A 25,143-nucleotide genomic window follows, 5' to 3' on the forward strand; every position below is an offset into this window, starting at 1 on the left:
CGTCAGGGCTGGAACGGCGGCGCGCCGCGCAGCTTGCGCCACAGCAGGCCCGGCAGCCGCAGCACGAACTCGACCATCAGCCGCGTGTGCATCCAGGTCAAAAGCACGTTGTCGCGTCCGTAGCGGAAGTGCGAAACCCCACCTTCCTCGGCCGTCAGGTACTTGACCGGCGCGTCGATGTTCACCGGCTTCACGCCGCGCCAGGCCAGCCGCACCACGGCCTCGGTGTCGAAGTCGAAGCGGCGCATCCAGGGCTGGCGCTGCATCACCGCGATCAGGTCCTGCACGGGGTAGACGCGAAAGCCGTAGAGCGAATCGCCGACGCCGGCGAACAGCGTCTCGAGCTGGGTCCAGCCGTTGGAGACGCGGCGCCCGCGCACGCGCAGCAGCGGCGCGCTGGCATCGAACACCGGGCGGCCCAGCACCATGGTCTCGGGCCGGGCGAGCGAGGCCTGCATGAAGGCCGGGATCAGCGGGGCCGGGTGCTGGCCGTCGGAATCCATGGTGAGCGCGTGCGTGAAACCGGCGTCGCGCGCCGCGCGCAGCCCGTGCAGCACCGCCGCTCCCTTGCCCTGGTTCTCGGGCAGCAGCCACACGCGCAGGCCGGGGCGGTCGGCCGCCATCCGCTGCAGCCGCTCGCCGGTGCCGTCGTCGCTGCCGTCGACCACCACCCATACCGGGCTCCATTGCGCGAGCGCCGCCTCGACGGTGGAGAACAGGCGCTCGCCCGTGTTGTAGCTCGGGATCAGGACAAGGTGGGTGCGCGAGGCGTCTGGCATTCGGGAGAGTCGGCGTCGGCGGCGCGCCGTTCGAGCTGGTGGCGGAAATATTGTTCGAGGTCCGATTGCAACACGTCGCTGTCCTGCGTCGGCGCGAAGCGCTGGCCCAGGCGCAGCTTGAACACGATCGGCAGCGGCGGCACGCGCCAGATCGGCCAGCCCTTGCCGAGGTAGGGCGAGTCGGTGTCGATGAACACGGTCTGGATCGGTGCCTGCGCGAGCTTGGCGATCAGCGTGACGCCGGGGCGGAACGGATTGAGCGGCGGCGTGACGGTGCGCGTGCCCTCGGGAAAGATCACCAACTGGCCGCCTTCGCGCAGGTCGGCCACCGCCAGCCGCACCATGGTGCGTGCCGATTCGTTGCTGATGTAGCGTGCCAGCCGCGCGCCCGCGCCCAGGAAGATGTTGTGCAGCAGCTCGGCCTTCATGATGCAGGCGCTGCGCGGCAGCCGCGCCACCAGCAGCAGCGCGTCGAGCATGGTCGGGTGGTTGGCCACGAAGATCACGCCGGGCTCGTCGCGCAGCGCGTCGAGGCAGCTCGCGTCGATGCGCATCATGCCGGTGACCGAGGCCAGGCCCCAGAAGGCGCGGTAGGCGAAGGCGATGGTGGCGCGGCCCAGCGCGCGCGCCGGCTTCACCGGCATCACCGGGTAGATCAGCATCGCGAAGGCGTTCCAGACCAGCGAGATCAGGCCGAGGAACAGCAGCAGCGCATAGAGCATCAGCGCAAGCGGGACGGCCGTGAGAATGCGCAGCACGCGGAGGATCATCGGGAAAGGGTGGGGGCTGCCGTTCGAGCGTCAGTCCCGCCGCCGCCCGGGGGCGGTGGCATGGGCTTCGATCTCGACCAGCAGGTCGCCGCGGCAGATGTCGGCCTCGAGGTATACCGCGCCGCGCACCATCGGCGCGTCGGACCCGAGCGCGTCTTCGAGCACGCCGCGCACGGCTTCGAGGTCGCGCGGGTGGCGCACGTAGACCACGCTGTCGAGCGCGGCAAGCGAGAAGCGCGCCGATCCCTGCGCGTTGGCGGCATTCACCACGGCCTCGAGGTTGCGCAGCGTCTCGCGGGTCTGTTCGCGCACGTCGCCGCGGTGCACGGTCTCGTGGCCGACGATGCTCGCGGTGCCCGAGATGAACAGCGCGCAGCGGTCGTCGCCGATGTCGGCCAGCGCCGCGCGCGAGAAGGTGGGCGCGCGCGGCCCGTAGGTCGAGGGATAGCGGTAGGCCGAGACCTGGCGCGGGTTCTCGATCGGCAGCGGGGCACGGCGCCCGGCCAGGAAGCGCACCGACAGCGCGCCGCGGTGGATGCCCAGCGCGCAGGCGGCCGGCGCGCCCTCGAAGGCGGCGCGGCCGGCCTCGAGGAAGGCGTCCTGCCGGCCCAGGTTGAACTGGCGGTAGCGCTCGAGCCCGCCGCCGTCGCCGTTGATCTGCGGCAGGTAGTTCCAGATCCGCAGCGGATGGGCGATGCCGCTCTGGTCGAGCGTGGCGAACAGGTCGCGGTAGGCGCGGTGGGCCAGTTCGGCCAGGCCCTGCTTCTCGACGCTTTCGTCGAGGTCGATCGCGCCGAGCAGCCAGTGCTCGTCGGCGCGCCAGCGCACGAGGCCGGTGCGGCCGGTCTGCACGGCCGGCCCTGTGGCATGCCAGACGTCGGCGACGGCGCCGCGTGCCGACAGCACGCTGGCGTCGACCGGCGGCATCCAGTCGATGCGCTCGGGCGTGCCGTAGCCGATGGCGGCGAAGGGTGCCGGCCCGTCGGCGGCCAGCGCGAGGCTGTCCCTGAAGGACAGGCGCTCCACGCGCAGGGAGGAGGAAGAAGAGGGTGTTTCGCCCTGGAAGCGCACGATCAGGAAGCCTTTGCGAGGGGATCGGGGCCTGCCTGCGGGCGGTCCGCCCCGGTCGCGCGGGGCGCGTGGCGGGTGCGTGGCAGCGTCGGATGTCCCGACCCGGCGAAAGGCAATGGCGTCATCGAGGGATTATCACCAAAAGGTTTGACCGGTCCGCCCGGCCGCGGCGCCGGTCCGTTGTGCGCGCCGGACAGTAAACTCGCAACCTGCTTCGAAAACACAGGACAGCGAGAGAAAAGCCATGGCCGGACACAGCAAATGGGCAAACATTCAGCACCGGAAGGGCCGGCAGGACGAAAAAAGAGGAAAGCTCTGGACCCGCGCCATCCGTGAAATCATGGTGGCGGCCCGGGCCGGCGGCGGCGACCTGAGCGCCAACCCCCGCCTGCGGCTGGCGGTCGAAAAGGCCAAGGCGGTCAATCTGCCGGCCGACACCGTCAAGCGCAACATCGACAAGGCCACGGGCAATCTCGAAGGCGTCAATTACGAAGAGATTCGTTACGAAGGGTACGGCATCGGCGGCGCGGCGATCATCGTCGACACCATGACCGACAACCGCGTGCGCACCGTGGCCGAAGTGCGCCACGCCTTCGCCAAGCACGGCGGCAACATGGGCACCGAGGGCTCGGTGGCCTTCCAGTTCAAGCATTGCGGCCAGTTCGTCTTCGCCCCGGGCACCGATGAAGACAAGGTGATGGAAGTGGCGCTCGAGGCCGGCGCGGAAGACGTCGTGACCGACGACGACGGCGCCATCGAGGTGATCACCGCGCCCGGCGACTTCGAGGCGGTGAAGAACGCGCTCGAGGCGGCGGGCCTGAAGCCCGAGGTGGCCGAGGTCACGATGCGGGCCGAGAACACCATCGACGTGACCGGCGAGGACGCCGCGAAGATGCAGAAGCTGCTCGACGTGCTCGAGGACCTCGACGACGTGCAGGAGGTCTATCACAACGCCTCGCTGTCCGAATGAGGGCCGGCACCCGGCAACGGCAATGATGGAAAGAACACAGCGTATGAAGGCCCGAGAATGAAGGTACTGGTGATTGGGGGAGGGGGCCGCGAGCACGCCCTGGCATGGCGGCTGGCGCAGGCCGTGCGGGTCAGCCGCATCTACGTGGCGCCCGGCAACGGCGGAACGGTCACCGACCCGCGCTACGACGGCATCGACATCACCGAGCCCGCCGCGCTGCGCGAGTGGGCGCTCAAGGAAAAGATCGCGCTGACGGTGGTCGGCCCCGAGGCCCCGCTGGCCGCGGGCGTGGTCGACGAATTCCGCGCGCACGGGTTGCGCATCTTCGGCCCGACCAAGGCCGCCGCCCAGCTCGAGAGCTCGAAGGCCTTCTCGAAGGCCTTCATGAAGCGCCACAAGATCCCGACGGCCGAGTACGAGGCCTTCACCGACGCCGCCGCGGCCCATGCCTACATCGACGCCAAGGGCGCGCCGATCGTGGTCAAGGCCGACGGCCTGGCCGCCGGCAAGGGCGTGGTCGTGGCCATGACCGCGCAGGAAGCGCACGACGCGGTCGACTTCATGCTGGTCGACAACAAGTTCGGCGTGTCGCACAACGAGGGCGGCGCGCGCGTCGTGATCGAGGAGTTCCTGCAGGGCGAGGAAGCCAGCTTCATCGTGCTGTGCGACGGCAAGAACGTGACCGCGCTGGCCACCAGCCAGGACCACAAGCGCCTGCTCGACAACGACGAGGGCCCCAACACCGGCGGCATGGGCGCCTACTCGCCCGCGCCCGTGGTCACGGCCGAGGTGCATGCGCGCGCCATGCGCGAGATCATCCTGCCGACCATCCGCGGCATGGAGAAGGACGGCATTCCCTACACCGGCTTCCTCTACGCCGGCCTGATGATCGATGCGCAGGGCCATCCCAAGACGCTCGAGTTCAACTGCCGCATGGGCGACCCCGAGACCCAGCCGATCATGATGCGGCTGAAGTCCGACCTGTTCGAGGTGTTCTGGCACGCCACCGACGGCACGCTCGACCAGGTCGAGCTGCAGTGGGACCGCCGCGTCGCGCTCGGCGTGGTGATGGCCGCGCACGGCTACCCGCTCTCGCCGCGCAAGGGCGACCGCATCGACGGCATTCCCGCCGAGGCGCCCGATGCCGTGGTGTTCCATGCCGGCACCACCCTGAAGGACGGCGAACTCCAGACCAGCGGCGGCCGCGTGCTCTGCGTGACCGTGCTGGCCGACAGCGTCAAGCTCGCGCAGCAGCGCGCCTACGAGGTGGCGGCGCGGGTGCGCTTCGACGGTGCCCAGTACCGCCGCGACATCGGTTTCCGCGCCGTGCAGGCGCGCGGCCACGGCACCAACGGTTGATGCAGCGGCCACCCTCCGATCCCCAGGCGGTCGGCGACTATCTGCGCGGGCTGCAGCAATCCATCGTCGCCGCGATCGAGGTGGCCGATGGCGGCACCGCGGTGCGCGATGCCTGGCACAAGGCGCCCGACGAGCCGCTGCAGGGCAGCGGGCTCACCTGCATCCTCGAGGGCGGCGAGCTGTTCGAGCGCGCGGGCTGCGGCTTCTCGCAGGTGCGCGGCCCGAAGCTGCCGCCCTCGGCCACTCAGAACCGGCCCGAGCTGGCCGGCGCGCCCTTCGAGGCCATGGGCGTGTCGCTGGTGTTCCATCCGCGCAATCCCTATGTGCCGATCGTCCACATGAACGTGCGCATGCTGGCGGCCTTGCCGGCCGGCGGCGAGCCGGTCTGCTGGTTCGGCGGCGGCATGGACCTCACGCCCTGCTACGGCTTCGCGGAAGACGCGGTGCATTTCCACACCGTCTGCCGCGATGCGCTCGCGCCCTTCGGCGAGGACAAGTACCCGCGCTTCAAGACCTGGTGCGACGAGTATTTCTTCCTCAAGCACCGCAACGAGCAGCGCGGCATCGGCGGCATCTTCTTCGACGACTTCGCCGAGGGCGGGGTCGACAACGGCTTCGCGCTGATCCGCTCGGTGGGCGATGCCTTCCTGCCGGCCTACCTGCCGCTGGTGGAGCGCCGCCGCGGCATGGCCTGGGGCGAGCGCGAGCGCGCGTTCCAGCTCTACCGGCGCGGCCGCTACGTCGAGTTCAACCTCGTGTGGGACCGCGGCACGCACTTCGGGCTGCAGTCGGGCGGCCGCACCGAATCGATCCTGCTGTCGATGCCGCCGCAGGCGAGCTGGGCCTATCGCCGCGAGCCCGAGCCGGGGTCGCCCGAGGCGGCGCTCTACAGCGACTTCATCGTGCGTCGCGCGTGGCTGCCGTGAACGCTTCGAGGAACGCGCCGCGCATCGGCGTGTTCGGCGGCGCCTTCGATCCGCCGCACAACGCCCACGTGGCGCTCGCGCGGGCGGCGCTCGAGCAACTGGGCCTCGCCGCGCTCTACGTGTTCCCGACCGGGCATGCCTGGCACAAGGTGCGCGAACTCACGCCGGCGAAAGACCGCCTCGCGATGGCGCAGCTGGCGTTCGCCGACATCCCGGGCGTGGTCGTCGATTCGCGCGAGATGCTGCGCGACGGCCCCACCTACACCATCGACACCCTGCGCGAACTGCAGCAGGCGCGGCCCGATGCCGAGCTGGTGCTGGTCATGGGCGCCGACCAGGCGCGGGCCCTGCCGAGCTGGCACGGCTGGCAGGATATACTCGCGGTCGCTACTATTTCTGTAGCGTATCGCGCACTATCGACGGCCGACACCGCCCGTTTTGATCCGAATACACTGCCCGGCCTCCCCGCCGGCGCGCGTTTCGAGGCGCTAGAACTGCCTGCCATGGACATCAGCGCCACCGACATCCGGCGGCGTGCGTCGCTGGGCGAGGAGATTTCCTCGCTGGTTCCGCCCACGGTTGCACGCTATATTGACCAACACTTCCTCTATCGCCCTGCCTGATGACCACTGAAGCCGCCGCCAAGAAAGACACCCAGAAACTCCAGCGAGCCATCATCGATGGGCTCGAAGACGTCAAGGCGCAGGACATCCAGGTTTTCGACACCGAGCATCTCTCGCCGCTGTTCGAGCGCGTGATCGTGGCCTCGGGCACCTCGAACCGCCAGACCAAGGCGCTGGCCGCGAGCGTGCGCGACGCGGTGCGCGATGCCGGCTTCGGCAAGCCGCGCGTGGAGGGCGAGGAAAACGGCGAGTGGATCATCGTGGACTGCGGCCAGGCCGTCGCGCACATCATGCAGCCGGCGATCCGCCAGTACTACCACCTCGAGGAAATCTGGGGCGACAAGCCCGTGCGCCTGAAGCTCGGCGCGAGCAAGCCCGCGCGTGCTTCCGAGGACAAGAAGGAAACCAAGCCCGCGGCCGCCAAGGCCCCGACCTCGCTGCGCCGCGCGAGCGCCGCCAAGACCGCGATCCGTGCCGCCGAGCGCGAGGCCAAGGAAGCCAAGGCCGCGCCGAAGAAGGCGGCCGGCAAGACCGCCGCCAAGACCGCCGCGAAGAAGGCACCGGCCAAGAAGGCGCCCGTGGTGGTGGTCGGCAAGCCGGTGGCCAAGAAGGCCGCCGCCAAGAAGACCGTTGCCAAGCCCGCGGCGAAGAAGGCGCCCGCGCGCAAGACCGCTTCGCGCAGCGCATGAAGCTGCTGGTGGTCGCAGTCGGGCAGCGCATGCCCGACTGGGCACAGACTGCCTGGGACGACTACGCCAAGCGTTTCCCGCCCGAACTCAAGCTCGAACTGCGCGCGGTCAAGACCGAGCCGCGCGGTTCCAAGTCGCTCGAGACCCTCTACGCCGCCGAACGAGAACGCATCGAGGCTGCCATCGCGCGCGGCATGCGCATCGTGGTGCTCGACGAGCGCGGCACCGCGCTGACCACCAAGGCCCTGGCCGCCCGGCTGCAGAGCTGGCAGGGCGAGGGCGACGACGTCGCGTTGGTGATCGGCGGTCCCGACGGGCTCGACCCGGCCTTCAAGGCCGCGGCTCACGAGCGCATCCGCCTGTCCGACCTGACGCTGCCGCATGCGATGGCGCGCGTGCTGCTGGTGGAGCAGCTCTACCGCGCATGGTCGGTCAACGCGGGCCATCCCTACCACCGCGAATGAGCGGCGCGCGAGGGCCTCGCCACGTCCTCGCATCGACTCCGTCCTTTCTTCCGCACCCCAGGAACGACCGCCGTGCCGACCACCCCGACCTTCCTCTATCTCGCCTCGCAGAGCCCGCGCCGCGCCCAGTTGCTCGGCCAGCTCGGCGTGCGCCATGAACTGCTGCTGGCCGCCGACGACGAGGACGCCGAGGCGCTCGAGACCGTGCTGCCCGGCGAATCGCCCACAGCCTACGTGCAGCGCGTGACCGCGCTCAAGCTCGATGCCGCCGTGGCGCGCCTGCGCCGCCGCGGCCTGGCCGACGCGCCCGTGCTGTGCGCCGACACCACCGTGGCGCTGGGCCGCGCCATCCTCGGCAAGCCCGAGGACGCGCGCGATGCCGAGCGCATGCTCGCGCTGCTGTCGGGCACCACGCACCGCGTGCTGACCGCCGTGGCCCTGCAGCAGGGCCGGCGCCGGCAGGCCGCGCTGAGCGTGTCGCGCGTGCGCTTCGCGCCCATGAGCCGCGCGCAGATCCGCCGCTACGTCGAAGGCGGCGAGCCGCTGGGCAAGGCCGGCGCCTATGGCATCCAGGGCGCGGCGGCCGCCTTCGTCGAGCACATCAGCGGCTCCTATTCGGGCATCATGGGCCTCCCCATGTTCGAGACCGCGCAACTGCTGCGGCGCGCCGGTTTCCCCATTTGAGACAACCGAGACAACCGAGAACTCCATGCAAGACATCCTGATCAACTGGTCCCCGCAGGAGACCCGCGTGGCGGTGGTCGAGCACGGCGCGGTGCAGGAGCTGCACGTCGAGCGCACGCTCGAGCGCGGACTGGTCGGCAACATCTACCTGGGCAAGGTCTCGCGCGTGCTGCCGGGCATGCAGTCGGCCTTCATCGACATCGGCCTGGAGCGCACCGCCTTCCTGCACGTGGCCGACATCGTGGCGCCTTTCACGCCGGGCTCGCGGCCGAGCGCCGCGCCGGCCGAACGCGACCACCGCAACGGCGGCGCCATGGTGCCGATCGAGAAGCAGGTGTTCGAAGGCCAGTCGCTGCTGGTGCAAGTCATCAAGGACCCGATCGGCACCAAGGGCGCGCGGCTGTCGACGCAGATCAGCATCGCGGGCCGGCTGCTGGTGTTCCTGCCGCAGGACAACCACATCGGCGTGTCGCAGAAGATCCCGGCCGACCTGCGCGATGCGCTGCGTTCGCGCATGCTCGCGCTGATCGAGGCCGCCGCGGCGGCCGACAGCGGCGGCGTGGTGCCCGAGAACACCGGCGGCTTCATCCTGCGCACCAACGGCGAGGACTCCACCGACGCCGAGCTCGCCGACGACATCGCCTACCTGCGCAAGACCTGGTCGCGCATCCGCGAGGCCTCGACGCGGCTCCCGCCGATGTCGCTGCTGCACCAGGACCTGAGCCTGCTGCAGCGCGTGCTGCGCGACCTCACCACCGAGGACACGCAGACCATCCGCATCGACTCGCGCGAGCAGTTCGAGCTGCTGCTGAAGTTCGGCCTGGAGTTCATGCCCAAGGCGTCCGGCAAGCTGCAGCACTACCGCGGCGAGCGGCCGATCTTCGACCTCTATTCGGTCGACGAGGAGATCGCGCGCGCGCTGGGTCGCCGGGTCGATCTCAAGTCGGGCGGCTACCTCGTGGTCGACCAGACCGAGGCGCTGACCACCATCGACGTGAACACCGGCGGCTTCGTCGGCGCGCGCAACTTCGACGACACCATCTTCAAGACCAACCTCGAGGCGGCGCAGGCCATCGCGCGCCAGCTGCGGCTGCGCAACCTGGGCGGGATCATCATCGTCGACTTCATCGACATGGCGCGCGACGACCACCGCGAGCAGGTGCTCGGCGAGTTCCGCAAGCAGCTCGCGCGCGACCGCGTGAAGACCACGGCCGGCGGCTTCTCGCAGCTCGGCCTGGTCGAGATGACGCGCAAGCGCACGCGCGAATCGCTGGCCCACATGCTGTGCGAGCCCTGCGTGGCCTGCGGCGGCCAGGGCATCGTGAAGACCGCGCGCAGCGTGGCCTACGACGTGATGCGCGAGATCCTGCGCGAGGCGCGGCAGTTCACGCCGCGCGAGTTCCGCATCGTCTCGTCGCCGCAGGTGATCGAGCTGTTCCTCGACGAGGAGAGCCAGCACCTGGCCGGGCTCAGCGACTTCATCGGCAAGCCGATCTCGCTGCAGTCCGAGCCGGCGATCGGGCAGGGGCAGTACGACATCGTGCTGCTCTGAGGCCCTAGTCCTTCAACGCCGCGATTCGCGGCCCTGGCGCATCCCGATGCTGGCGAGCGCCGCCAGCACCAGCAGCACGGCCATCGCGAGCAGGCCGTTGGTCGTGCTGCCCGTGCTCTGCTCGATCCATCCCATCACCGAAGGCCCGATGAAGCCGCCCAGCAGGCCGCAGGTGTTGACCAGCGCCAGCCCGCCCGCGAGCGCCACGCCGGCCAGGCGCGAGGAGGCGAACAGGAAGATCACCGACTGCACCACGAAGAACATCGAGCCCGTGAGGCAGAAGCCCGCGAGCGCGACGGCCGGGCTCGCGAAGGCCGCGATGCACAGCCCCACGGCCATAGCGGCCAGCCCGATCAGCAGCAGCAGGCGCCCGCGTTGCGGCGTGACCGCGAGCCGCGGCAGCGCGATCGCGCCGACCGCGGCGGCGACCCAGGGCAGCGAGTTGAGCGCGCCGATCTGCAGCGGCGTGAGCTTGCCGTAGGTGCCGATGATGCTCGGCAGGAAGAAGATCACCGTGTAGATGCTGATCTGGTGGCAGAAGTAGACGAAGATCGCGAGCCAGATCTGCTTGTCGACCAGGCAGGCGCGCAACGATTCGCCGACCTGGCCATGGGCCGCGTCCTCGGCGCGTTCTGCGGCGAGGCCTTGCTCGATGGCGCGCGCCTGCGCCGGCGTGAGCCAGCTGGCATCGGCAGGCCCAGTCGGGCAGCTTGCGCCAGACCACGAAGGCCAGCGCCACGGCCGGCAGGCCCTCGATCACGAACATCCATTGCCAGCCGTGCCAGCCCAGCAGGCCGTCCATCTGCAGCAGCGCGCCGCCGACCGGGCCGCTGAGGATGTTGGCGATGCACACGCCGAGCAGGAAGTAGCCGGTGGCGCGTGCCCGGTCCTTGCGGCCGAACCAGTAGTTCAGGTAGAGCATCACGCCCGGGAACAGGCCGGCCTCGGCCGCGCCGAGCAGCACGCGCATCACGTAGAACGAGGTCTCGCCGCTGACGAAGGCCATGCCGGCAGAGAGCAGGCCCCAGGTGATCATGATGCGCGCGATCCACCAGCGCGCGCCCACGCGGTGCATCACCAGGTTGCTCGGCACCTCGAGCAGTGCGTAGCTCAGGAAGAACAGGCCCGCGCCCAGGCCGTAGGCCGCGGCCGAGATGCCGATGTCGACCGCCATGTGGCTCTTGGCGAGCGCGATGTTCGTGCGGTCGATGAAGCTGATCACGTAGGCCAGCACCAGCAGCGGCATCAGCTTGCGGAAGATCAGCGCATTGAGCGAGGCCTGCTCGTCGGTGGTGGCCGTGTCGGCCGCGGGCCCGAGGCGGGCGCCGGGGATGGAGGTGTGTGCCATCGGTGTCTCTCTCTGAAGTCTTGTTCTGGTGAAGGAATGCAGCGGCGCGCCGTGCGAGACGACGGCGCTGCGGGCGATGGGGATGCGAGGGCTAGAAGTCGACCTTGGCCGCGCCCTTGAGGCCGAGGATCTCGCGCGCCTCGTCGGGTGTCGCGATGTCGATGTTCAGCGCCTCGAGCACGGCGCGGATGCGCAGCACCTGCTCGGCGCTCGAGGCGGCGAGCCGGCCCGGGCCGATCCACAACGAGTCCTCGAGCCCGACGCGCACGTGCGACCCCATGGCCGCGCCGATGGTGGCCAGCGGCAGCTGGTTGCGGCCGGTGCCGAGGATCGACCACTGGAAGCGGTCGCCGAACAGGCGCGCCGCGGTGCGGTGCATGTGCATCAGGTCCTCGGGGTCGGCGCCGATGCCGCCGAGGATGCCGAACACCGTCTGCACGAACACCGGCGCGCGCACCAGGCCGCGGTCCATGAAGTGGCGCAGGTTGTTGAGGTGGCTGACGTCATAGCACTCGAACTCGAAGCGCGTGCCGTTGGCCTCGCCCAGGCGCAGGATGTTCTCGATGTCGGCGAAGGTGTTCTTGAAGATCAGGTTGCGGCTGTTCTCGAGGTGCTCGCGTTCCCACTCGTGCTCGAAGGACTTGAAACGCTCGAGCATGGGGAACAGGCCGAAGTTCATCGAGCCCATGTTGAGCGAGGCCAGCTCGGGCTTGAAGGTGGTGGCCGGGCGCATGCGTTCCTCGACGCTCATGTGCGGGCTGCCGCCGGTGGTGATGTTGATCACGGCATCGGTGGCGGCCTTGATCCTCGAGAGGAAGGGCCGGAACAGGTCCGGGTCCTGCGAGGGGCGGCCGTCCTTCGGGTCGCGCGCATGCAGGTGCAGGATCGCGGCGCCGGCGCGCGCCGCCTCGATCGAGGCGGCGGCGATCTCGTCGGCCGTCACCGGCAGGTGCGGCGACATGCTCGGCGTGTGGATCGCGCCGGTGGGGGCGCAGGTGATGATGGCTTTGGTGCGGGTGGCCATGGTCGGGATTCGGGTGAGGTCGGAAAGAGAAGAAGAGGGCGGGTCAGCTCAGCGCCTGGGTGTGGCCGTCGACCACGAGCTCCTGGCCGGTGACGCTGGCGGCCAGGTCGCTGGCGGCGAACAGCACCATGTTCGCGATGTCGGTGGCCGTCACCATGCGGTTGAGCGCGGACTGCGAGGTGTAGATGCGCGTGACCTCCTCGATGGGCTTGCCGAGCGCCTGGGCCTTGGCGGCGATCACGGCGCGGATGCGCGGACCGTCGACCGCGCCCGGCAGGATCGCGTTGACGCGGATGCCGTCGGGGCCGAGTTCGAGCGCGAGCGTCTTGGTGAAGCCGATCACGGCCCACTTCGAGGCCGCGTAGGGCGAGCGGCCCGGCATGCCGAGGTGGCCGGCGGCCGAGGACAGGTTGACGATCGAGGGATGGCGGCCCTGGCGCAGCCGCGGCACCGCGAGCCGGGCGCAGAGGAACTGGCCCGTGATGTTGACGGCCAGCGTGCGGTTCCAGTCGCCGAGCGAGAGGGTTTCGACGCCGCCGGTCGGGCCGGCCACGCCGGCGTTGTTGACCAGCACGTCGAGGCCGCCGAGTTCGCGGTCCGCGGCGTCGAAGAGGCGCGCCACCTGTTCTTCGTTCGAGACATCGGCGAGGCAGCTGCCGACCTCGGGCAGCTCGGTCGACAGCCGGTCCAGGCTCTCGGACTGCACGTCGCAGACGAAGACACGGGCGCCGGCCGCGGCGAAGGCGCGCACGATGTCGAGTCCGATGCCGCTGGCGCCGGCGGTGACGAGCACGCGCTGGCCGGCGAGGGAATTGCCGTTCCACATTTCTGAATCGCTCCTTGGGGTGTGACAGGGAATGGTCGGCATCGTAGATCTGTGATCACAGATATCGAATGGGGTATACCCTGAAACGTATACTTGGCCGCATGGAGCTCTCCGATCTCGTCACCCCGCTCAAGCGCCAGACGCTCAGCGCCAACGTCTACGACCAGTTGCGCGATCTCGTGATGAGCGGGCAGATGATGCCGGGCGAGCAGATCTCGCTGCGCAGCGCCGCCGCGGCGCTGGGCGTGAGCGTGATGCCGGTGCGCGAGGCGATGCAGCGGCTGGTGGCCGAGCAGGCGCTCGAGCTGACGCCCAGCCGCACCCTGCGCGTGCCGCGCATGACGGCCGCGCAGTTCAAGGAGATCACGGTGATCCGCACCAACCTCGAGGGGCTGGCGACCGAGGCGGCGGCCGCGGCGGTCGGCACCGTGGCGCTGCGCGAGATCGCCGAGTGCCACGATGCCTTCGTCGCCGAAATGAAGGCGGCGAGTCCCGATGGCTCGAGGCTGGTCACCTTCAACAAGGAATTCCACTTCGCGGTCTATGCCGCGGCCGACATGCCGATGCTGCTGCAGATGATCGAGGCGCTGTGGCTGCGCATCGGGCCGATCCTCAATTACGACCTGCGCGCCGGTTCGCGCCGCGTGGGCGAGAAGGTGGCGGTGGCGCACCACGCGGCGCTGCTCGCGGCGTTGAAGCGGCGCGACGGCGCCAAGGCCCGGGCCGCGCTCGAGGGCGACATCCGCAGCGCGGCCGAGTTCATCCTCTCGGCCGGCGTGCTGGTGGCGGAGGGCGCTTCAAGGCCGCCGTCGCCCGGCGGTCGGGATCAGAGCGTCGGGTCCTGACCCGCGGCGGCGCTGCGCACCGCGTTCGTCTGCAGCCGCGCATAGAGGCCGTCGAGCGCCATCAGCTGCGCGTGCGACCCCTGTTCGGCCACGCGGCCCTGTTCCATCACGATGATGCGGTCGGCATGCTGGATGGTCGACAGGCGGTGCGCCACGATCAGCGTGGTGCGGTTCTGCATCAGGCGCTGCAGGGCGTCCTGCACCAGCCGCTCGGATTCGGTGTCGAGGGCCGAGGTGGCCTCGTCGAGCAGCAGCACCGGCGCATCCTTGTAGAGAGCGCGCGCGATCGCGAGGCGCTGGCGCTGGCCGCCCGAGAGCTGGGTGGCGTTGTGGCCCAGCACGGTGTCGATGCCGTTGGGCAGGCCCTCGACGTGGCTGCTGAGGTTGGCGGCCGCGATGCAGGCCAGCACGCGGTCGCGGTCGATCTCGGCATCGGCGCCCAGCGCCACGTTCGCCGCCAGGGTGTCGTTGAGCATCACCACGTCCTGGCTCACCATGGCGAACTGCGAGCGCAGGCTCTTGAGCTCCCATTCCGAGATGTCGTGGCCGTCGAGCAGCACCTGGCCGCCGCTGGGCAGCACGAAGCGCGGCAGCAGGTTCATCAGCGTGGTCTTGCCCGAGCCCGAGGGGCCGACGAAGGCCACGTTCTGGCCCGGCTCGATCACGAGGCTCACGCCGTCGAGGGCGGGGCGCTCGTCGTCGCCGCGATAGTTCACGCGCGTGTCGCGGAACTCGATGCGACCCTGCGCATGCGCCATGCCGAAGCTGCCCTGCGGCTCGGTCGGCACCTCGTCGACCAGCGCCAGGCCGCGCTCGAGCGCCGCCAGGCCGCGCGTGATCGGGCCGGCCACTTCGGCGAGGCGCCGGATCGGCGCGATCAGCATCAGCATCGCCGTGATGTAGGCGACGAAACCGCCGACCGTGAAGCCCTGCTTGCCGCTCTGCCAGAGCGCGATCATCACCACCACCGACAGCGCCAGCGAGGCCATCATCTGCGTCAGCGGGGTGGTCGCGGCCTGGGCGATGGTGGACTTCACGGCCAGCCGGTTGAGCTTCTGGCTCAACTGCTCGAAGCGCCTGGCCTGGGCCGTCTCGGCACCATGCAGGCGCACCATGCGGTGGGCGAGCACGTTCTCTTCCACCACGTAGGCCAGTTCGTCGGTGGCCTGCTGGCCCTGCTGCGTCAGCTTATAGAGGCGCTTGGAGAACACCTTCATGATCCAGGAGATGCTCGGCACCAGGAAGGCCACGATCAGCGTGAGCTTCCAGTTCAGGTAGACCAGGTAGCCCAGCAGCGCCACCAGCGTGAAGCCGTCGCGCGACAGTCCCAGCAGCGCCTGCACCAGCAGCATCGCGCCGGTCTGCACTTCATAGACCACGGTGTTCGACAGCGTGCTGGCCGACTGGCGCGCGAACAGCGCCAGCTCGGCGCCCAGCAGCCGGTCGAACAGCACCTTGCGCAGCCGCTGCATGCCTTCGTTGGCGATGCGCGAGAGCGCGTACTGCGAGATGAACTGGGCGATGCCGCGCACCGCGAACAGCAGCAGCACGGCGGCCGGCACGAACCACAGAGGCATTTCGCCGCGCGTGAAGCCGCGGTCGAGCAGCGGCTTGAGGAGGGCCGCCATCAGCGGCTCGGTGATGGCGGCGAGCATCGCGCCGATCAGCCCCAGCGCCCACCATTGGCGCGAACCGCCGAACCAGGTCATGAGCCGCGCCAGCCGGCGCATCAGGGGAGGGCGTGCGGTCTCGCTGCCGGGGGGTGTCTGCATGGCGGCGGATTCTACGGGGCGGGTCGGAACGCCCTTTCGGCTGCCCGGGGCCGGGTACCAGGGCGCGTTCCTGAAGCATTTTGTGTGTAGGACCCCGCGCCGCATGGAACGTTTTGCCATGGCCCCATCAAAGCAATGTGTACCATGTGGCCCCGTTACAAGGGGAGAAACTTTTTCAACCCGAGATCTCTCCGAAACCGCATGAACAAGCCGTTGCAAGCCCTCTCTCCAACTCCTTCTTCATCGCTTTTGGGTCGCCGCACGGTCATCGCGGCCCTGGCAGCCTCCCCCGTTTTGCCCGCACTCGCCCAGTTCAAGGTCGAGGTGTCGGGCGTGGGGCTGACCCAGTTGCCCATCGCGCTCGTGCCGTTCCGTGGCCAGGATTCCTCGCCGCAGAAGATCTCCGAGATCGTGCAGGCCGACCTCGAGCGCAGCGGCCAGTTCCGCGGCGTCGATGCCTCGGGCCAGGCGCTCGACGAGGGCTCGCGTCCCGATTTCTCCGTCTGGCGCCAGCGCACCGCCGACTCGCTCGTGGTCGGCAGCGTCACGCGCCTGGCCGATGGCCGCTACGACGTGCGCTTCCGTCTCTGGGACGTGGTGCGCGGCCCGAACGGCGGTGACCTCGGTGGCCAGAGCTACATCGTTCCCCAGGGCGACCTGCGGCTCGCCTCGCACCGCATCGCCGACTACGTCTACGAGAAGCTCACGGGCGACAAGGGCATCTTCTCGACCCGCATCGCCTACGTGACCAAGGGCGGCAGCCGCTACTCGCTGTGGGTGGCCGATGCCGACGGCGAGAACGCGCAGGCCGCGCTCGCCAGTCCCGAGCCGATCATCTCGCCGGTCTGGTCGTCCAACGGCCAGCAACTGGCCTACGTGTCCTTCGAATCGCGCAAGCCCGTCGTCTACGTGCACAACGTGGCCAGCGGCCAGCGCAGGCTGGTCGCCAACTTCCGCGGCTCCAACAGCGCGCCGGCCTGGGCGCCCGACGGGAGCACGCTCGCCGTCACGCTGAGTCGCGACGGCGGCTCGCAGCTCTACACCATCCCGGCCAGCGGCGGCGAGCCGCGCCGGCTGACCCAGAGCGCGAGCATCGACACCGAACCGGTCTACTCGGCCGACGGCAGCACCATCTACTTCGTGAGCGACCGCGGCGGCGCACCACAGATCTACAAGATGGGCGCCAATGGCGGCAACCCGACCCGGGTCACCTTCAGCGGTACCTACAACATTTCTCCTTCCGTCAGCGCCGACGGCCGGTGGTTGGCCTACATCTCCCGCGTGGGCGGGGCGTTCAAACTCCACGTGATGGAGTTGGCCAGCGGCAATGTCACCGCCATCACCGACACCTCGGCGGACGAGAGTCCGAGTTTTGCCCCCAATAGCAAGCTGATCGTCTATGCCACGCAACTGCAAGGTCGCGAGGCCCTCATGACGACCACGCTGGACGGAAAAATAAAGGCACGGCTGGCGGGTCAGGCAGGAGACATCAGGGAACCGGACTGGGGTCCGTTTCAAAAGCAATGATTAGGTTTATCTGAGGAGTTCGAAATGTTGAAACGTACGATTTATTCGCTGGCCATCGTGGCGCTGATCGCAGGCTGCTCGTCGGGCACCAAGCTCAACGAAACGCCCGTGACCGACCGCACCGGTACCGCCGGTGGCGCTGGCAACCAGGGCGCTGCCACGGCCGTGGCACCCGTCACGATCGATCCCAACGCCGGCACCGCCCAAGGTCCGATGGGCGTCGAGCGCATCGTGTATTTCGACTACGACAGCTACACGGTCAAGCCCGAGTTCCAGTCGCTGATCGACGGCCATGCCCGTTTCCTCAAGGCCAACCCGCAGCGTCGCATCTCGATCGAAGGCCACACCGACGAGCGCGGCGGCCGCGAGTACAACCTCGCGCTGGGCCAGAAGCGTTCGGAAGCCGTGCGCCGCGCGCTCACGCTGCTGGGCGTGAACGACAGCCAGATCGAAGCCGTGAGCTTCGGCAAGGAAAAGCCCGCCGTGACCGGCGCGGGTGAAGAAGTCTGGGCGCAGAACCGTCGCGCCGAAATCCGCTACACCCGGTGATGCGGCCCGCCCAACGCGCTCTGTGGCGTGGCGCGGCCCTGGCGGCCGCCCTGTTGTGCGCCTCGGCCGGATCGCAGGCCGCGCTGTTCGAGGATGACGAGGCCCGCAAGGCCATCCTCGATCTGCGCCAGCGCGTGGAGGCCGTGCGCCAGCAGACCGATCAGCGCCTGACCGACGAGAACGGCCAGCTGCGGCGCAGCCTGCTCGACCTGCAGACGCAGATCGAGCAGATGCGTGGCGACCTGGCGCGCATGACCGGCCAGAACGAACAGCTCACGCGTGCCGTGAGCGAGCTGCAGTCCAAGCAGACCACCATCGACGACCGGCTCAAGCAGAACGAGCCGTCGAAGGTCACGGTCGATGGCCGCGAGTTCAATGCCGATCCGCGCGAGAAGGCCGACTTCGAAGCCGCGCTCGGCGTGTTCCGCGCCGGCCAGTTCGCACAGGCCCAGACCGCCTTCGCCGAGTTCGTCAAGCGCTATCCGCAAAGCGGCTACAACGCCTCGGCGCTGTTCTGGCTCGGCAACGCCCAGTACGCCACGCGCAACTACAACGAGGCCATCGCCAACTTCCGTTCGATGCTCTCGCTCGCGCCCGACCATGCCAAGGCCCCCGAGGCCGTGCTGTCGATCGCGAACTGCCAGATCGAGCTCAAGGACACGCGCGCCGCGCGCCGCACGCTGGAAGACCTGACCAAGGCCTATCCGCAGTCGGAAGCCGCGCAGGCCGGCCGCGAGCGTCTCTCGCGACTGCGCTAGTGCCGGCGGAGCCCTCCGCTTGAGCGCCATTCACGAGCCCGTCTCCACGATCGAACCGGCGACTGCCCCCGAGGCAGCCGCCGGTTTTGTCGCGTCTGGCGACGACGCCATGGCACCCGATTTCGCGCGCCGCTTCGGCGGCCTCGAGCGCCTGTACGGCGTGAGCGGTGCCGCGCGCATCCGCAACGCGCACGTGCTCGTCGTGGGCATCGGCGGCGTCGGGTCGTGGGCGGTCGAGGCGCTGGCGCGCAGCGGGGTGGGGCGCCTGACGCTGGTCGATCTCGACCACGTGTCCGAGTCCAACATCAATCGCCAGATCCATGCGCTCGACAGCACCGTGGGACAGGCCAAGGTCGAAGCCATGCGCGAGCGCATCGCGCAGATCAACGCCGAGTGCCGCGTGCTGCCGGTCGACGAGTTCGTCGAGCCCGACAACTGGCCCGCGCTGCTCGAAGCCGCGCAGGCCGCCAACGGTCCCGTGCATGCCGTCATCGACGCCTGCGACCAGGTGAAGGCCAAGCTCGCGATGGCCGCCTGGGCCCGCGGCGTCGCGCGTGGCACCGACTTCATCACCGTCGGTGCGGCGGGCGGCAAGCGGCTCGCGCACAAGGTCGACATCGACGACCTCTCGCAGGTCACGCACGACCCATTGCTCGCGCAGCTGCGGCAACGCCTGCGCAAGTCGCATGGCGCGCCGCGCGAAGGCCGCAAGATCGGCGTCGCCTGTGTGTTCAGCCGCGAGAGCGTGGCCCCGCCCGATGCCTCGTGCGCCATCGAGAGCGGCGATGGTTCGCTCAACTGCCATGGCTATGGGTCGGTGGTCAGCGTGACCGCGACCTTCGGGCAATGCGCGGCGGGGTGGGTGCTCGATCGGATGGCGGTCAATACCACGCTATAATCTTTGGCTTTGCCGCATTTGACAGCGGCGAAGCGTCAAGAAAAAAACAAGAACGAGGAACTCCCTGCCCAGGGAAAACCGAATTCGGGACGTTAGCTCAGTTGGTAGAGCAGCGGACTTTTAATCCGTTGGTCACTGGTTCGAATCCAGTACGTCCTACCAGAACCAGATCCATGGCTAGCCACATGGATCCACCCGCCCCAAGTGAAACAGCCACTTGGGGCATTTTTTTTGCGCGCTCGAGCAACCTCTTGATGTTCGACGGATTCTCCAGAGACCAATCCAGGTCATCGAGCTCGCTGTCATAGCCTCAGCGAGAGGTCTTCAACATGATCTCTTCCGGAGTGTTCGAGCTCGGGAGCCAGGATGCCCTGACCCATCTCGATGAAGAACGATGCCATCCGCGGGCCATCCCTGCGCGGCCCAGGTCGATCCTTCTCAGGCCGGGGTCGAGGTCGCCACCGCCACCTTGCGCAGGTGATGGGCAATCCGCATGTAGTAGAGGATGGTGTAGCCGAGCGACGTGGCGAACACGAGCAGGCGATAGACGAAAGCGGGATCGCGAAAGGTGCCGCTCGTCAGCACATGCGGCAGGCCGAAGTACATGAGGGTCGCCACCAGAAGATTGAGGGCCAGGACCTTGAATCCGATCGGAACCGCGATGACGCAATAGCGGCGAACGAAGTCGCGTCCGGACGCCGCACCGTTCGCGAGGAATGCTTCGTGCGTGCCCACGAGGCTGATGGCGAGAGTGAGGGCGGCCTCGAACAGCAAGGTCCAGTGCCTGTAGCCACCGAACCAGAGCGCCGAATAGTTGAGGATCACCCAGAGCAGCGCCGCGGCCAGCATGTACTTCAGGCCATCGGTTTCATCGAGCCTGTCATGGACCAGGTCGTCTCTGAGTTTTCGGGTGTTCCAGATATGCATGCGCATGGGGATGTCGATGGCCGGGATGCATCCGGATGTACACCCATAACCGTGCCGGCCCGCCTTTGTCCGCCGAGTCCGGATGGTCAAGCGGATGAAGCCGGGCGTCGCGGGCCTATCTCTTGCGCGGCCAGAGCAGGTCCTTGCCCGCCGGTGTCAACTGGTAGGAGAACCGCCGCGCGGGCCTCGCCTGAATCTGCAGCGACGGCGTATCGACCAGCGCGATCAGCCCCGCGGTCTGAAGCACTTCGAGTTGATGTCCCTCGACCTCGGGCCACGCCCCGGCGCTGACCCGTGCAAGGCAGGCGGTGACCAGCGTCTTGTTCTCGAGCATCGATGACTCCTTTGGGCTGGCCGCGATTCTGGGCCGGCAGGGGAGTTCGATCTCTCCTCCGTTGGGAGGAGGATCCACGCGCGCCGCAGTGCCGCGCTACCGCGGGGCCGTTGAAAGGGGCTTCGGAAGAGAAGAAGTGCTGGAAGGTGAAGCGCACGACGATCGGGGGTATGGCCGCGCGCTACATTGGTCCTCCTCCGCAAACACAGACCAGGGACGATCCATGACCACCCGACGAAGCCGTCCAACCTGCCTGCTCCTGGCGCTGGCGGCCTGCTGCACGGCCGCATCGGCCGCCACCATGGTCTGCACGCCCGGGCCGGCCGCGGGCAATGCGCCGTTCAACGCGGTGCGCAGGATCGCGATCGACGAGTTCTCGCGCACGGTCAACCTCGACGTGGTGCGCTCGAAGACGCGCGAAACCGAGACCCTGGGCAAGATGCGCGCGGACCTCGTCGGCCTGGACGAGTCGTCGGGCGAGCCGGTCTACGTCTTCAATTCGATTCCGACCTCCGAGGTGGAGACCACCACGCTCTTCAAGCTGTCGAAGGCCGGCGAGTGGCGCCTGACCAGCGCCACGCTGAGCATCGTGGGCAAGGTGCCCATGCTGCGCAGCGTGGATGGCGGCACGGTGTTCAACTGCAAGCGCTCGAGCCTCGGCTGACGAGACGGCGCGTAGGCCGGGCTCAGGGCTGGGTACGCGCCTTGATGAACTGGCCGCCGCGCACCCGCACGCGCTCGATGGCCGCCTCCAGCGAGGGCTGCCGCATCACGACGAGGTCGCCCTTGGGAATGCCGCGCCAGGTGATCCGGGCCACGCCCGAATAGCTGCCGCGCATCGTCTCCTTGCAGAAGAAGGAGCCGTTCCAGCCATCCTGGAGGTCGACGGAGATGTGCGCTGATTGCATGGAAGGCAAGCGTAGGCACCAGAGGCCTGCGAAGCCAGGAAATAGTACCTTGGTTCTCGTTTTATTGCTACCGGTCTCCGTGGGGAGGCGCCACCACCGCGGGGCGCTTCAGTTGAAGTCGGTCATGAAGTACCAGATCGGCTCCAGCTTCGCGCCGGGCGCGGGCCGGTGCAGGTAGATGTCGTAGACGATGGTGCGGGGCTGCGGCCCCCGCTTGTAGGCGATGCGCACCACGCCCTCGTCGACGCTGGCCGGGTCGGTGCGCTTGAGCCGCACCAGCTTGCCGTCGCCGCGGATCTCGAGCGCATGGTGCTCGAGCGGCGCGACGGTGCCGGTGCCCTTGTCGATGAAGCTCACCCATTCGGCATCCCGCTCCCGTGCCTCCGCGGACGAGAGGTAGATGGCGGGGTAGAGCAGCCGCTGGGCCTTGGCCAGCGCGCCAATGAAGGCTTCACCCTTCCTGTTTCCGATGTCGGCGATCAGCCGGCGATAGACCTCGAGCGCTTCGGCTTCGAGCTTCGGGTCGGCCGCATCCAGCGGCACGCTGCGCTCCCAGCCGGCCAGGCTGTAGGGCACCTGGGCCTCGAACTGCACGGTCTGGCTGAAGCCCTGCGGGTCGGTGAACAGCGCCTGCCTGCCGTCGCGCAGCGGGGGCAACTCATAGAGCGTGGTGTTGCGCGGCGGCTCGGTCTTGCTGCGCACGACCAGTTCCACCTTCAGGTCGTCCGTGTCGGGCAAGCGCTGCTGGCCGGTGGCGGGCAGCAGGCGGATCGTGAGCTTCTGCGGACCGCTGCGCAGGATCGCCGGATTGAGCGGCATGCCGATCGTGCCGAAGCGCCTGGTGGGAAGGACCGAGATCGGCAGGTCGTTGACGTACACCCGGAACGCCAGCTTCTCGCTCGACACCCTCAGGTCGTAGAGAGGCTGCTGCGCCTGCTTCCTCGACGTGCCTGGATCGGCGGCGGCCGGCGCAACGGCCCGCAGCAGCGCCGCGAGCATCAGGACGGCGGTGGACTTCCTCATTCGGCGATCTCCCTGGAGGTGGACGGCCGGCCATTATGCGAACGGGGCCCGGCGGGCAGGCTTCTTGCACGGCACTGGGGCCGCCCGGACCCCGGGCAACCGCCATGGCGGCTCGCGCCGATTGCCCGTAGATTGGCGCGCACAACAAGCGTCCGATTCCCCACCTGAAATCGCAGGAGTGTCCGTGGAAGCATGGTCGAGCCAGCAACTCTCGCCGCTGTACGGGCGCGAGGTCTTCCGTTCCCGCGCGGCGGACGAAACCCATGCGCGCATCGCCTGCGAGCTGAAGCCGCACCGCAGCGTCTGGCATCGCGGCGACGTCGATGCGATCTTCTGCCGCGCCGAGCTCAGCGCACTCTCGCTGTGCATCCTGCGCTATGGCTGCGACGTGGACATCGAGCCCGATGCGCTCGGCAACTTCGTGCTGGTGCAGATGCCGCTGCGCGGCCACGCCGACATCCACCACGCGGGCGGCAGCCTGCAGATCCATCCGGGGCAGGGCGCGGTGATCTCGGCCCACAAGCCGGTGCGGCTGCGCTGGCATGCCGACTGCGAACAGCTGATGCTCAAGATCGAGCTGAGCCGGCTGCAGGAGGTGGCGCGCCATGCCTTCCCGCTGCGCGGCGCCGATGCGGTGGGCGAGATCGACTTCGAGATGCCGTTCCGGCTCGACGACACGGCGGGCACGCAATGGCGCCGCATGGTGGCCAGCCTCGCCTCGCTGCTGCCCGCGGCGGGCGATGCCGGCTACGACGCGCGCTGGCTCTCGCATTGCGAGGACAACCTGATGCTCTACCTGCTGTGCCACCGGCCGAACTCGGTGCGCGAGCGGCACGACGAGGCGCGGCATGGCTCGGAGGCCGCGAGCCTGCGCCAGTTGCGGCGCGCCGAGGAGTTCATGCAGGAGCGGCTCGACACGCCGCTGTCGCTCGAGGAGGTGGCGCGCGCCGCCGGCCTCACGCGGCGCGGGCTGGCGCTGCTGTTCCGGCGCTACCGCGAGCTCTCGCCCGGCGAGGTGCTGCGCAACATGCGGCTCGACGCCGCGCATGCGCAGCTCGCGCGCCACGACGGCGCCAGCGTGACCGAGGTGGCGCTCAACTGCGGCTTCTCGCACCTGAGCCGCTTCGCGGCCTGCTACCGCGAGCGCTTCGGCCACCTGCCGCGCGAGACCGCGCGGCATTGAGGCACCGGATCAGGACGGCTTCATCGCGCACTGCGCCGCGGTCGTGTCCTGATAGTTCGTCAGCACGGTGCCGATCACCTTGTTGGCGATGCGTCCGCTGCCGTCCTTGGCGATCACGCGCAGGTAGTAGTTCTGGATCGGGAAGTTGTTGGCGCCATAGCGGAAGTCGCCGCGCACCGACTTGTAGTTGGCGGCCTTGATCGCCTTCAGCAGCGCGGCCTTGTCGGCCACCTTGCCGCCGACGTCGCGCACCGCCGCGTCCATCGCCATCAGCACGTCGTAGGCCTGGCCCGCGTAGAACGAGGGGTTGCGGCCGTTGTTCTGCTGCCGGAACGCGGCCACGAAGCGCTGGTTGGCCGGGTTGTCGAGGTCGAAGGACCAGTGCGCGGTGTTGAACAGCCCGAGCATCGGCTCGCCGACCGCGGGGATCATGTCCTCGTCGGCCGAGAAGGCGGTGGAGATCAGCGCCACGTCCTTCGACAGGCCCGCGCCCACGAACTGCTTGATGAAGGCCACGCCCATCGCGCCCGGCAGGAAGAAGTAGAGCGCATCGGGCTTCGAGGCCCGGATCTGCGCGAGCTCGGCCGAGTAGTCGAGCTGGCCCAGCTTGGTGTAGAGCTCGTCGCCCGTGCCGCCCTTGTAGGTGCGCTTGAAGCCGGTGATGGCGTCCTTGCCGCCCGGGTAGCTGGGCGCGATCAGCGCCACTTTCTTGAAGCCCTTGTCGCCCGCGAACTTGCCGGCCGCCTCGTGGTACGCATCGTTGGGGTACGAGGCGCCGAAGAAGTAGGGATTGCAGCGCGCGCCCGAGAGGTCGCTCGGCCCGGTGTTGCTCGACAGGTAGGGCACCTTGGCCGCGAACAGCGGCGGCGCCACGGCCAGCGCTACCGACGAGCCGACCGGCCCGGTGAACAGGTCGATCTTGTCGCGCATCAGCATGCGCTCGACCACCTGGCGCGCGGTCTCGGGGTTGCCCGCGGTGTCGGCCTCGACGAACTCGACCGGCACGCCGCCGAGCTTGCCGCCCAGCTGCTTGATCGCCACCGCGAAGCCGGCCTTCGATTCGGCGCCGCCGACCGCGAAGGGCCCCGACAGGTCCATCGCGAGGCCGACCTTGACGGTCTGCGCATCGGCGTGCGGCGACAGGGCCAGCAGGGTGGAGAAGGCGGCGAGGGCAAGGACCGAGGGGACGGTCGCCATGCGCGGGCGGCTGAGCGGCATCGAGAAACTCCTCTGGCGATGGATACGCCGAACGTGGGTGGGAAGCGGGTGGCCGAAAGAGACCGGGCAAACGGTCGCAGGCCGCAGTCTGGCAGCGTCGCGCGCCGCGGCTATCC

General features: G+C 68.9%; 27 protein-coding genes, 1 tRNA gene and 1 pseudogene. 16 read left to right on the plus strand and 13 right to left on the minus strand.

Features of this window, described 5'->3' with window-relative positions; all coding sequences use genetic code 11:
• Positions 1 to 2 precede the first annotated feature (2 nt).
• From AC1HIL_RS19010 to AC1HIL_RS19020, 3 genes are read right to left on the minus strand one after another with little or no spacing between them, the layout of a single operon-like run.
• Positions 3 to 779 (minus strand): glycosyltransferase family 2 protein, encoded by a 777-nt coding sequence (locus AC1HIL_RS19010; RefSeq protein ID WP_057593356.1) that lies wholly within the window; start codon positions 777 to 779, stop codon positions 3 to 5.
• Positions 746 to 1,549, minus strand: coding sequence for a lysophospholipid acyltransferase family protein (locus tag AC1HIL_RS19015; RefSeq protein ID WP_261205903.1), 804 nt, complete (start codon positions 1,547 to 1,549; stop codon positions 746 to 748). The genes AC1HIL_RS19010 and AC1HIL_RS19015 overlap by 34 nt, the downstream gene beginning before the upstream one ends.
• A 30-nt stretch (positions 1,550 to 1,579) precedes the next feature.
• Entirely contained in the window at positions 1,580 to 2,620 is a 1,041-nt protein-coding gene (locus AC1HIL_RS19020; protein WP_479669775.1) for a chorismate transformation FkbO/Hyg5 family protein, read from the minus strand.
• A 244-nt stretch (positions 2,621 to 2,864) separates the two neighbouring features.
• On the opposite strand from AC1HIL_RS19020, the gene AC1HIL_RS19025 reads away from it, so the two are divergent.
• The 8 genes from AC1HIL_RS19025 to rng all read left to right on the plus strand — a co-directional run bounded on the left by AC1HIL_RS19025 (position 2,865) and on the right by rng (position 9,887).
• Positions 2,865 to 3,590, plus strand: coding sequence for a YebC/PmpR family DNA-binding transcriptional regulator (locus AC1HIL_RS19025; RefSeq protein WP_203205863.1), 726 nt, complete (start codon positions 2,865 to 2,867; stop codon positions 3,588 to 3,590).
• Positions 3,591 to 3,647: 57 nt separating this feature from the next.
• The gene (gene purD / locus AC1HIL_RS19030) at positions 3,648 to 4,949 is read left to right on the plus strand and encodes a phosphoribosylamine--glycine ligase (RefSeq protein WP_479669776.1); all 1,302 of its coding nucleotides are present in this window, start codon (positions 3,648 to 3,650) and stop codon (positions 4,947 to 4,949) included.
• Positions 4,949 to 5,875, plus strand: coding sequence for an oxygen-dependent coproporphyrinogen oxidase (hemF, locus tag AC1HIL_RS19035; RefSeq protein WP_057593398.1), 927 nt, complete (start codon positions 4,949 to 4,951; stop codon positions 5,873 to 5,875). Before purD ends, hemF begins: the two co-directional genes overlap by 1 nt.
• Positions 5,872 to 6,498, plus strand: a complete 627-nt coding sequence (gene nadD, locus AC1HIL_RS19040) for a nicotinate (nicotinamide) nucleotide adenylyltransferase (RefSeq protein ID WP_422097141.1) — start codon at positions 5,872 to 5,874, stop codon at positions 6,496 to 6,498. Before hemF ends, nadD begins: the two co-directional genes overlap by 4 nt.
• Complete coding sequence (rsfS, locus tag AC1HIL_RS19045; RefSeq protein WP_261205896.1) at positions 6,498 to 7,187, plus strand: ribosome silencing factor; 690 nt, start codon at positions 6,498 to 6,500, stop codon at positions 7,185 to 7,187. The genes nadD and rsfS overlap by 1 nt, the downstream gene beginning before the upstream one ends.
• Positions 7,184 to 7,651 (plus strand): 23S rRNA (pseudouridine(1915)-N(3))-methyltransferase RlmH, encoded by a 468-nt coding sequence (gene rlmH / locus AC1HIL_RS19050; protein WP_057593347.1) that lies wholly within the window; start codon positions 7,184 to 7,186, stop codon positions 7,649 to 7,651. Before rsfS ends, rlmH begins: the two co-directional genes overlap by 4 nt.
• A gap of 72 nt (positions 7,652 to 7,723) precedes the next feature.
• Entirely contained in the window at positions 7,724 to 8,335 is a 612-nt protein-coding gene (locus tag AC1HIL_RS19055; protein ID WP_422097140.1) for a Maf family protein, read from the plus strand.
• Between the two features lie 25 nt (positions 8,336 to 8,360).
• Positions 8,361 to 9,887 (plus strand): ribonuclease G, encoded by a 1,527-nt coding sequence (gene rng / locus AC1HIL_RS19060; protein WP_261205894.1) that lies wholly within the window; start codon positions 8,361 to 8,363, stop codon positions 9,885 to 9,887.
• Between the two features lie 12 nt (positions 9,888 to 9,899).
• On the opposite strand, the gene AC1HIL_RS19065 is transcribed toward rng, so the two are convergent.
• The 4 genes and pseudogenes from AC1HIL_RS19065 to AC1HIL_RS19080 form a co-directional block, all read right to left on the minus strand.
• A complete protein-coding gene (locus AC1HIL_RS19065; protein ID WP_479672771.1) occupies positions 9,900 to 10,478 on the minus strand; it encodes an MFS transporter in 579 nt (192 codons plus the stop codon).
• A 175-nt stretch (positions 10,479 to 10,653) separates the two neighbouring features.
• A pseudogene (locus AC1HIL_RS19070) lies at positions 10,654 to 11,235 on the minus strand (MFS transporter); the annotation flags it as partial.
• 91 nt (positions 11,236 to 11,326) lie between these two features.
• Positions 11,327 to 12,259 (minus strand): 3,5-dioxohexanoate:acetyl-CoA acetone transferase, encoded by a 933-nt coding sequence (kce, locus tag AC1HIL_RS19075; protein WP_057593339.1) that lies wholly within the window; start codon positions 12,257 to 12,259, stop codon positions 11,327 to 11,329.
• A 43-nt stretch (positions 12,260 to 12,302) separates the two neighbouring features.
• On the minus strand, positions 12,303 to 13,085 hold the full coding sequence (locus AC1HIL_RS19080) for an SDR family oxidoreductase (RefSeq protein ID WP_479669778.1): 783 nt from the start codon (positions 13,083 to 13,085) through the stop codon (positions 12,303 to 12,305).
• A gap of 101 nt (positions 13,086 to 13,186) precedes the next feature.
• Here AC1HIL_RS19080 and AC1HIL_RS19085 point away from each other — a divergent pair, with 101 nt between their 5' ends.
• Positions 13,187 to 13,930 (plus strand): GntR family transcriptional regulator, encoded by a 744-nt coding sequence (locus AC1HIL_RS19085; RefSeq protein ID WP_082322118.1) that lies wholly within the window; start codon positions 13,187 to 13,189, stop codon positions 13,928 to 13,930.
• Here the strand turns inward: AC1HIL_RS19085 and msbA are convergent.
• A complete protein-coding gene (gene msbA / locus AC1HIL_RS19090; RefSeq protein WP_057598627.1) occupies positions 13,912 to 15,702 on the minus strand; it encodes a lipid A export permease/ATP-binding protein MsbA in 1,791 nt (596 codons plus the stop codon). The genes AC1HIL_RS19085 and msbA overlap by 19 nt on opposite strands.
• Positions 15,703 to 15,903: 201 nt before the next feature.
• On the opposite strand from msbA, the gene tolB reads away from it, so the two are divergent.
• The 5 genes from tolB (at position 15,904) to AC1HIL_RS19115 (ending at position 19,596) form a co-directional block, all read left to right on the plus strand.
• Complete coding sequence (gene tolB, locus AC1HIL_RS19095; RefSeq protein ID WP_172705446.1) at positions 15,904 to 17,229, plus strand: Tol-Pal system beta propeller repeat protein TolB; 1,326 nt, start codon at positions 15,904 to 15,906, stop codon at positions 17,227 to 17,229.
• A gap of 24 nt (positions 17,230 to 17,253) precedes the next feature.
• Complete coding sequence (pal, locus tag AC1HIL_RS19100; RefSeq protein ID WP_057597625.1) at positions 17,254 to 17,778, plus strand: peptidoglycan-associated lipoprotein Pal; 525 nt, start codon at positions 17,254 to 17,256, stop codon at positions 17,776 to 17,778.
• Entirely contained in the window at positions 17,778 to 18,536 is a 759-nt protein-coding gene (gene ybgF, locus AC1HIL_RS19105; RefSeq protein WP_057597624.1) for a tol-pal system protein YbgF, read from the plus strand. Before pal ends, ybgF begins: the two co-directional genes overlap by 1 nt.
• A 109-nt stretch (positions 18,537 to 18,645) precedes the next feature.
• Positions 18,646 to 19,434, plus strand: coding sequence for a tRNA threonylcarbamoyladenosine dehydratase (locus tag AC1HIL_RS19110; RefSeq protein ID WP_172705445.1), 789 nt, complete (start codon positions 18,646 to 18,648; stop codon positions 19,432 to 19,434).
• A gap of 86 nt (positions 19,435 to 19,520) precedes the next feature.
• Positions 19,521 to 19,596, plus strand: a tRNA-Lys gene (locus AC1HIL_RS19115).
• A gap of 276 nt (positions 19,597 to 19,872) precedes the next feature.
• Here AC1HIL_RS19115 and AC1HIL_RS19120 read toward each other — a convergent pair.
• On the minus strand, positions 19,873 to 20,367 hold the full coding sequence (locus AC1HIL_RS19120) for a hypothetical protein (RefSeq protein ID WP_479669779.1): 495 nt from the start codon (positions 20,365 to 20,367) through the stop codon (positions 19,873 to 19,875).
• Positions 20,368 to 20,476: 109 nt separating this feature from the next.
• Positions 20,477 to 20,695, minus strand: coding sequence for a hypothetical protein (locus AC1HIL_RS19125; protein ID WP_057595334.1), 219 nt, complete (start codon positions 20,693 to 20,695; stop codon positions 20,477 to 20,479).
• Positions 20,696 to 20,918: 223 nt separating this feature from the next.
• Between AC1HIL_RS19125 and AC1HIL_RS19130 the strand changes: the two genes are divergently transcribed.
• A complete protein-coding gene (locus AC1HIL_RS19130) occupies positions 20,919 to 21,359 on the plus strand; it encodes a hypothetical protein (RefSeq protein ID WP_057595335.1) in 441 nt (146 codons plus the stop codon).
• Between the two features lie 22 nt (positions 21,360 to 21,381).
• Here the strand turns inward: AC1HIL_RS19130 and AC1HIL_RS19135 are convergent, their stop codons facing one another.
• A complete protein-coding gene (locus AC1HIL_RS19135; RefSeq protein WP_057595336.1) occupies positions 21,382 to 21,603 on the minus strand; it encodes a hypothetical protein in 222 nt (73 codons plus the stop codon).
• A gap of 108 nt (positions 21,604 to 21,711) precedes the next feature.
• Positions 21,712 to 22,626, minus strand: a complete 915-nt coding sequence (locus tag AC1HIL_RS19140; RefSeq protein WP_479669780.1) for a hypothetical protein — start codon at positions 22,624 to 22,626, stop codon at positions 21,712 to 21,714.
• A gap of 184 nt (positions 22,627 to 22,810) precedes the next feature.
• On the opposite strand from AC1HIL_RS19140, the gene AC1HIL_RS19145 reads away from it, so the two are divergent.
• A complete protein-coding gene (locus AC1HIL_RS19145; protein ID WP_296734579.1) occupies positions 22,811 to 23,809 on the plus strand; it encodes an AraC family transcriptional regulator in 999 nt (332 codons plus the stop codon).
• A 9-nt stretch (positions 23,810 to 23,818) separates the two neighbouring features.
• Here AC1HIL_RS19145 and AC1HIL_RS19150 read toward each other — a convergent pair whose 3' ends face one another.
• The gene (locus AC1HIL_RS19150; protein WP_082321542.1) at positions 23,819 to 25,027 is read right to left on the minus strand and encodes an ABC transporter substrate-binding protein; all 1,209 of its coding nucleotides are present in this window, start codon (positions 25,025 to 25,027) and stop codon (positions 23,819 to 23,821) included.
• Positions 25,028 to 25,143: the final 116 nt, after the last annotated feature.

This window comes from Variovorax sp. ISS6, assembly GCF_056523145.1.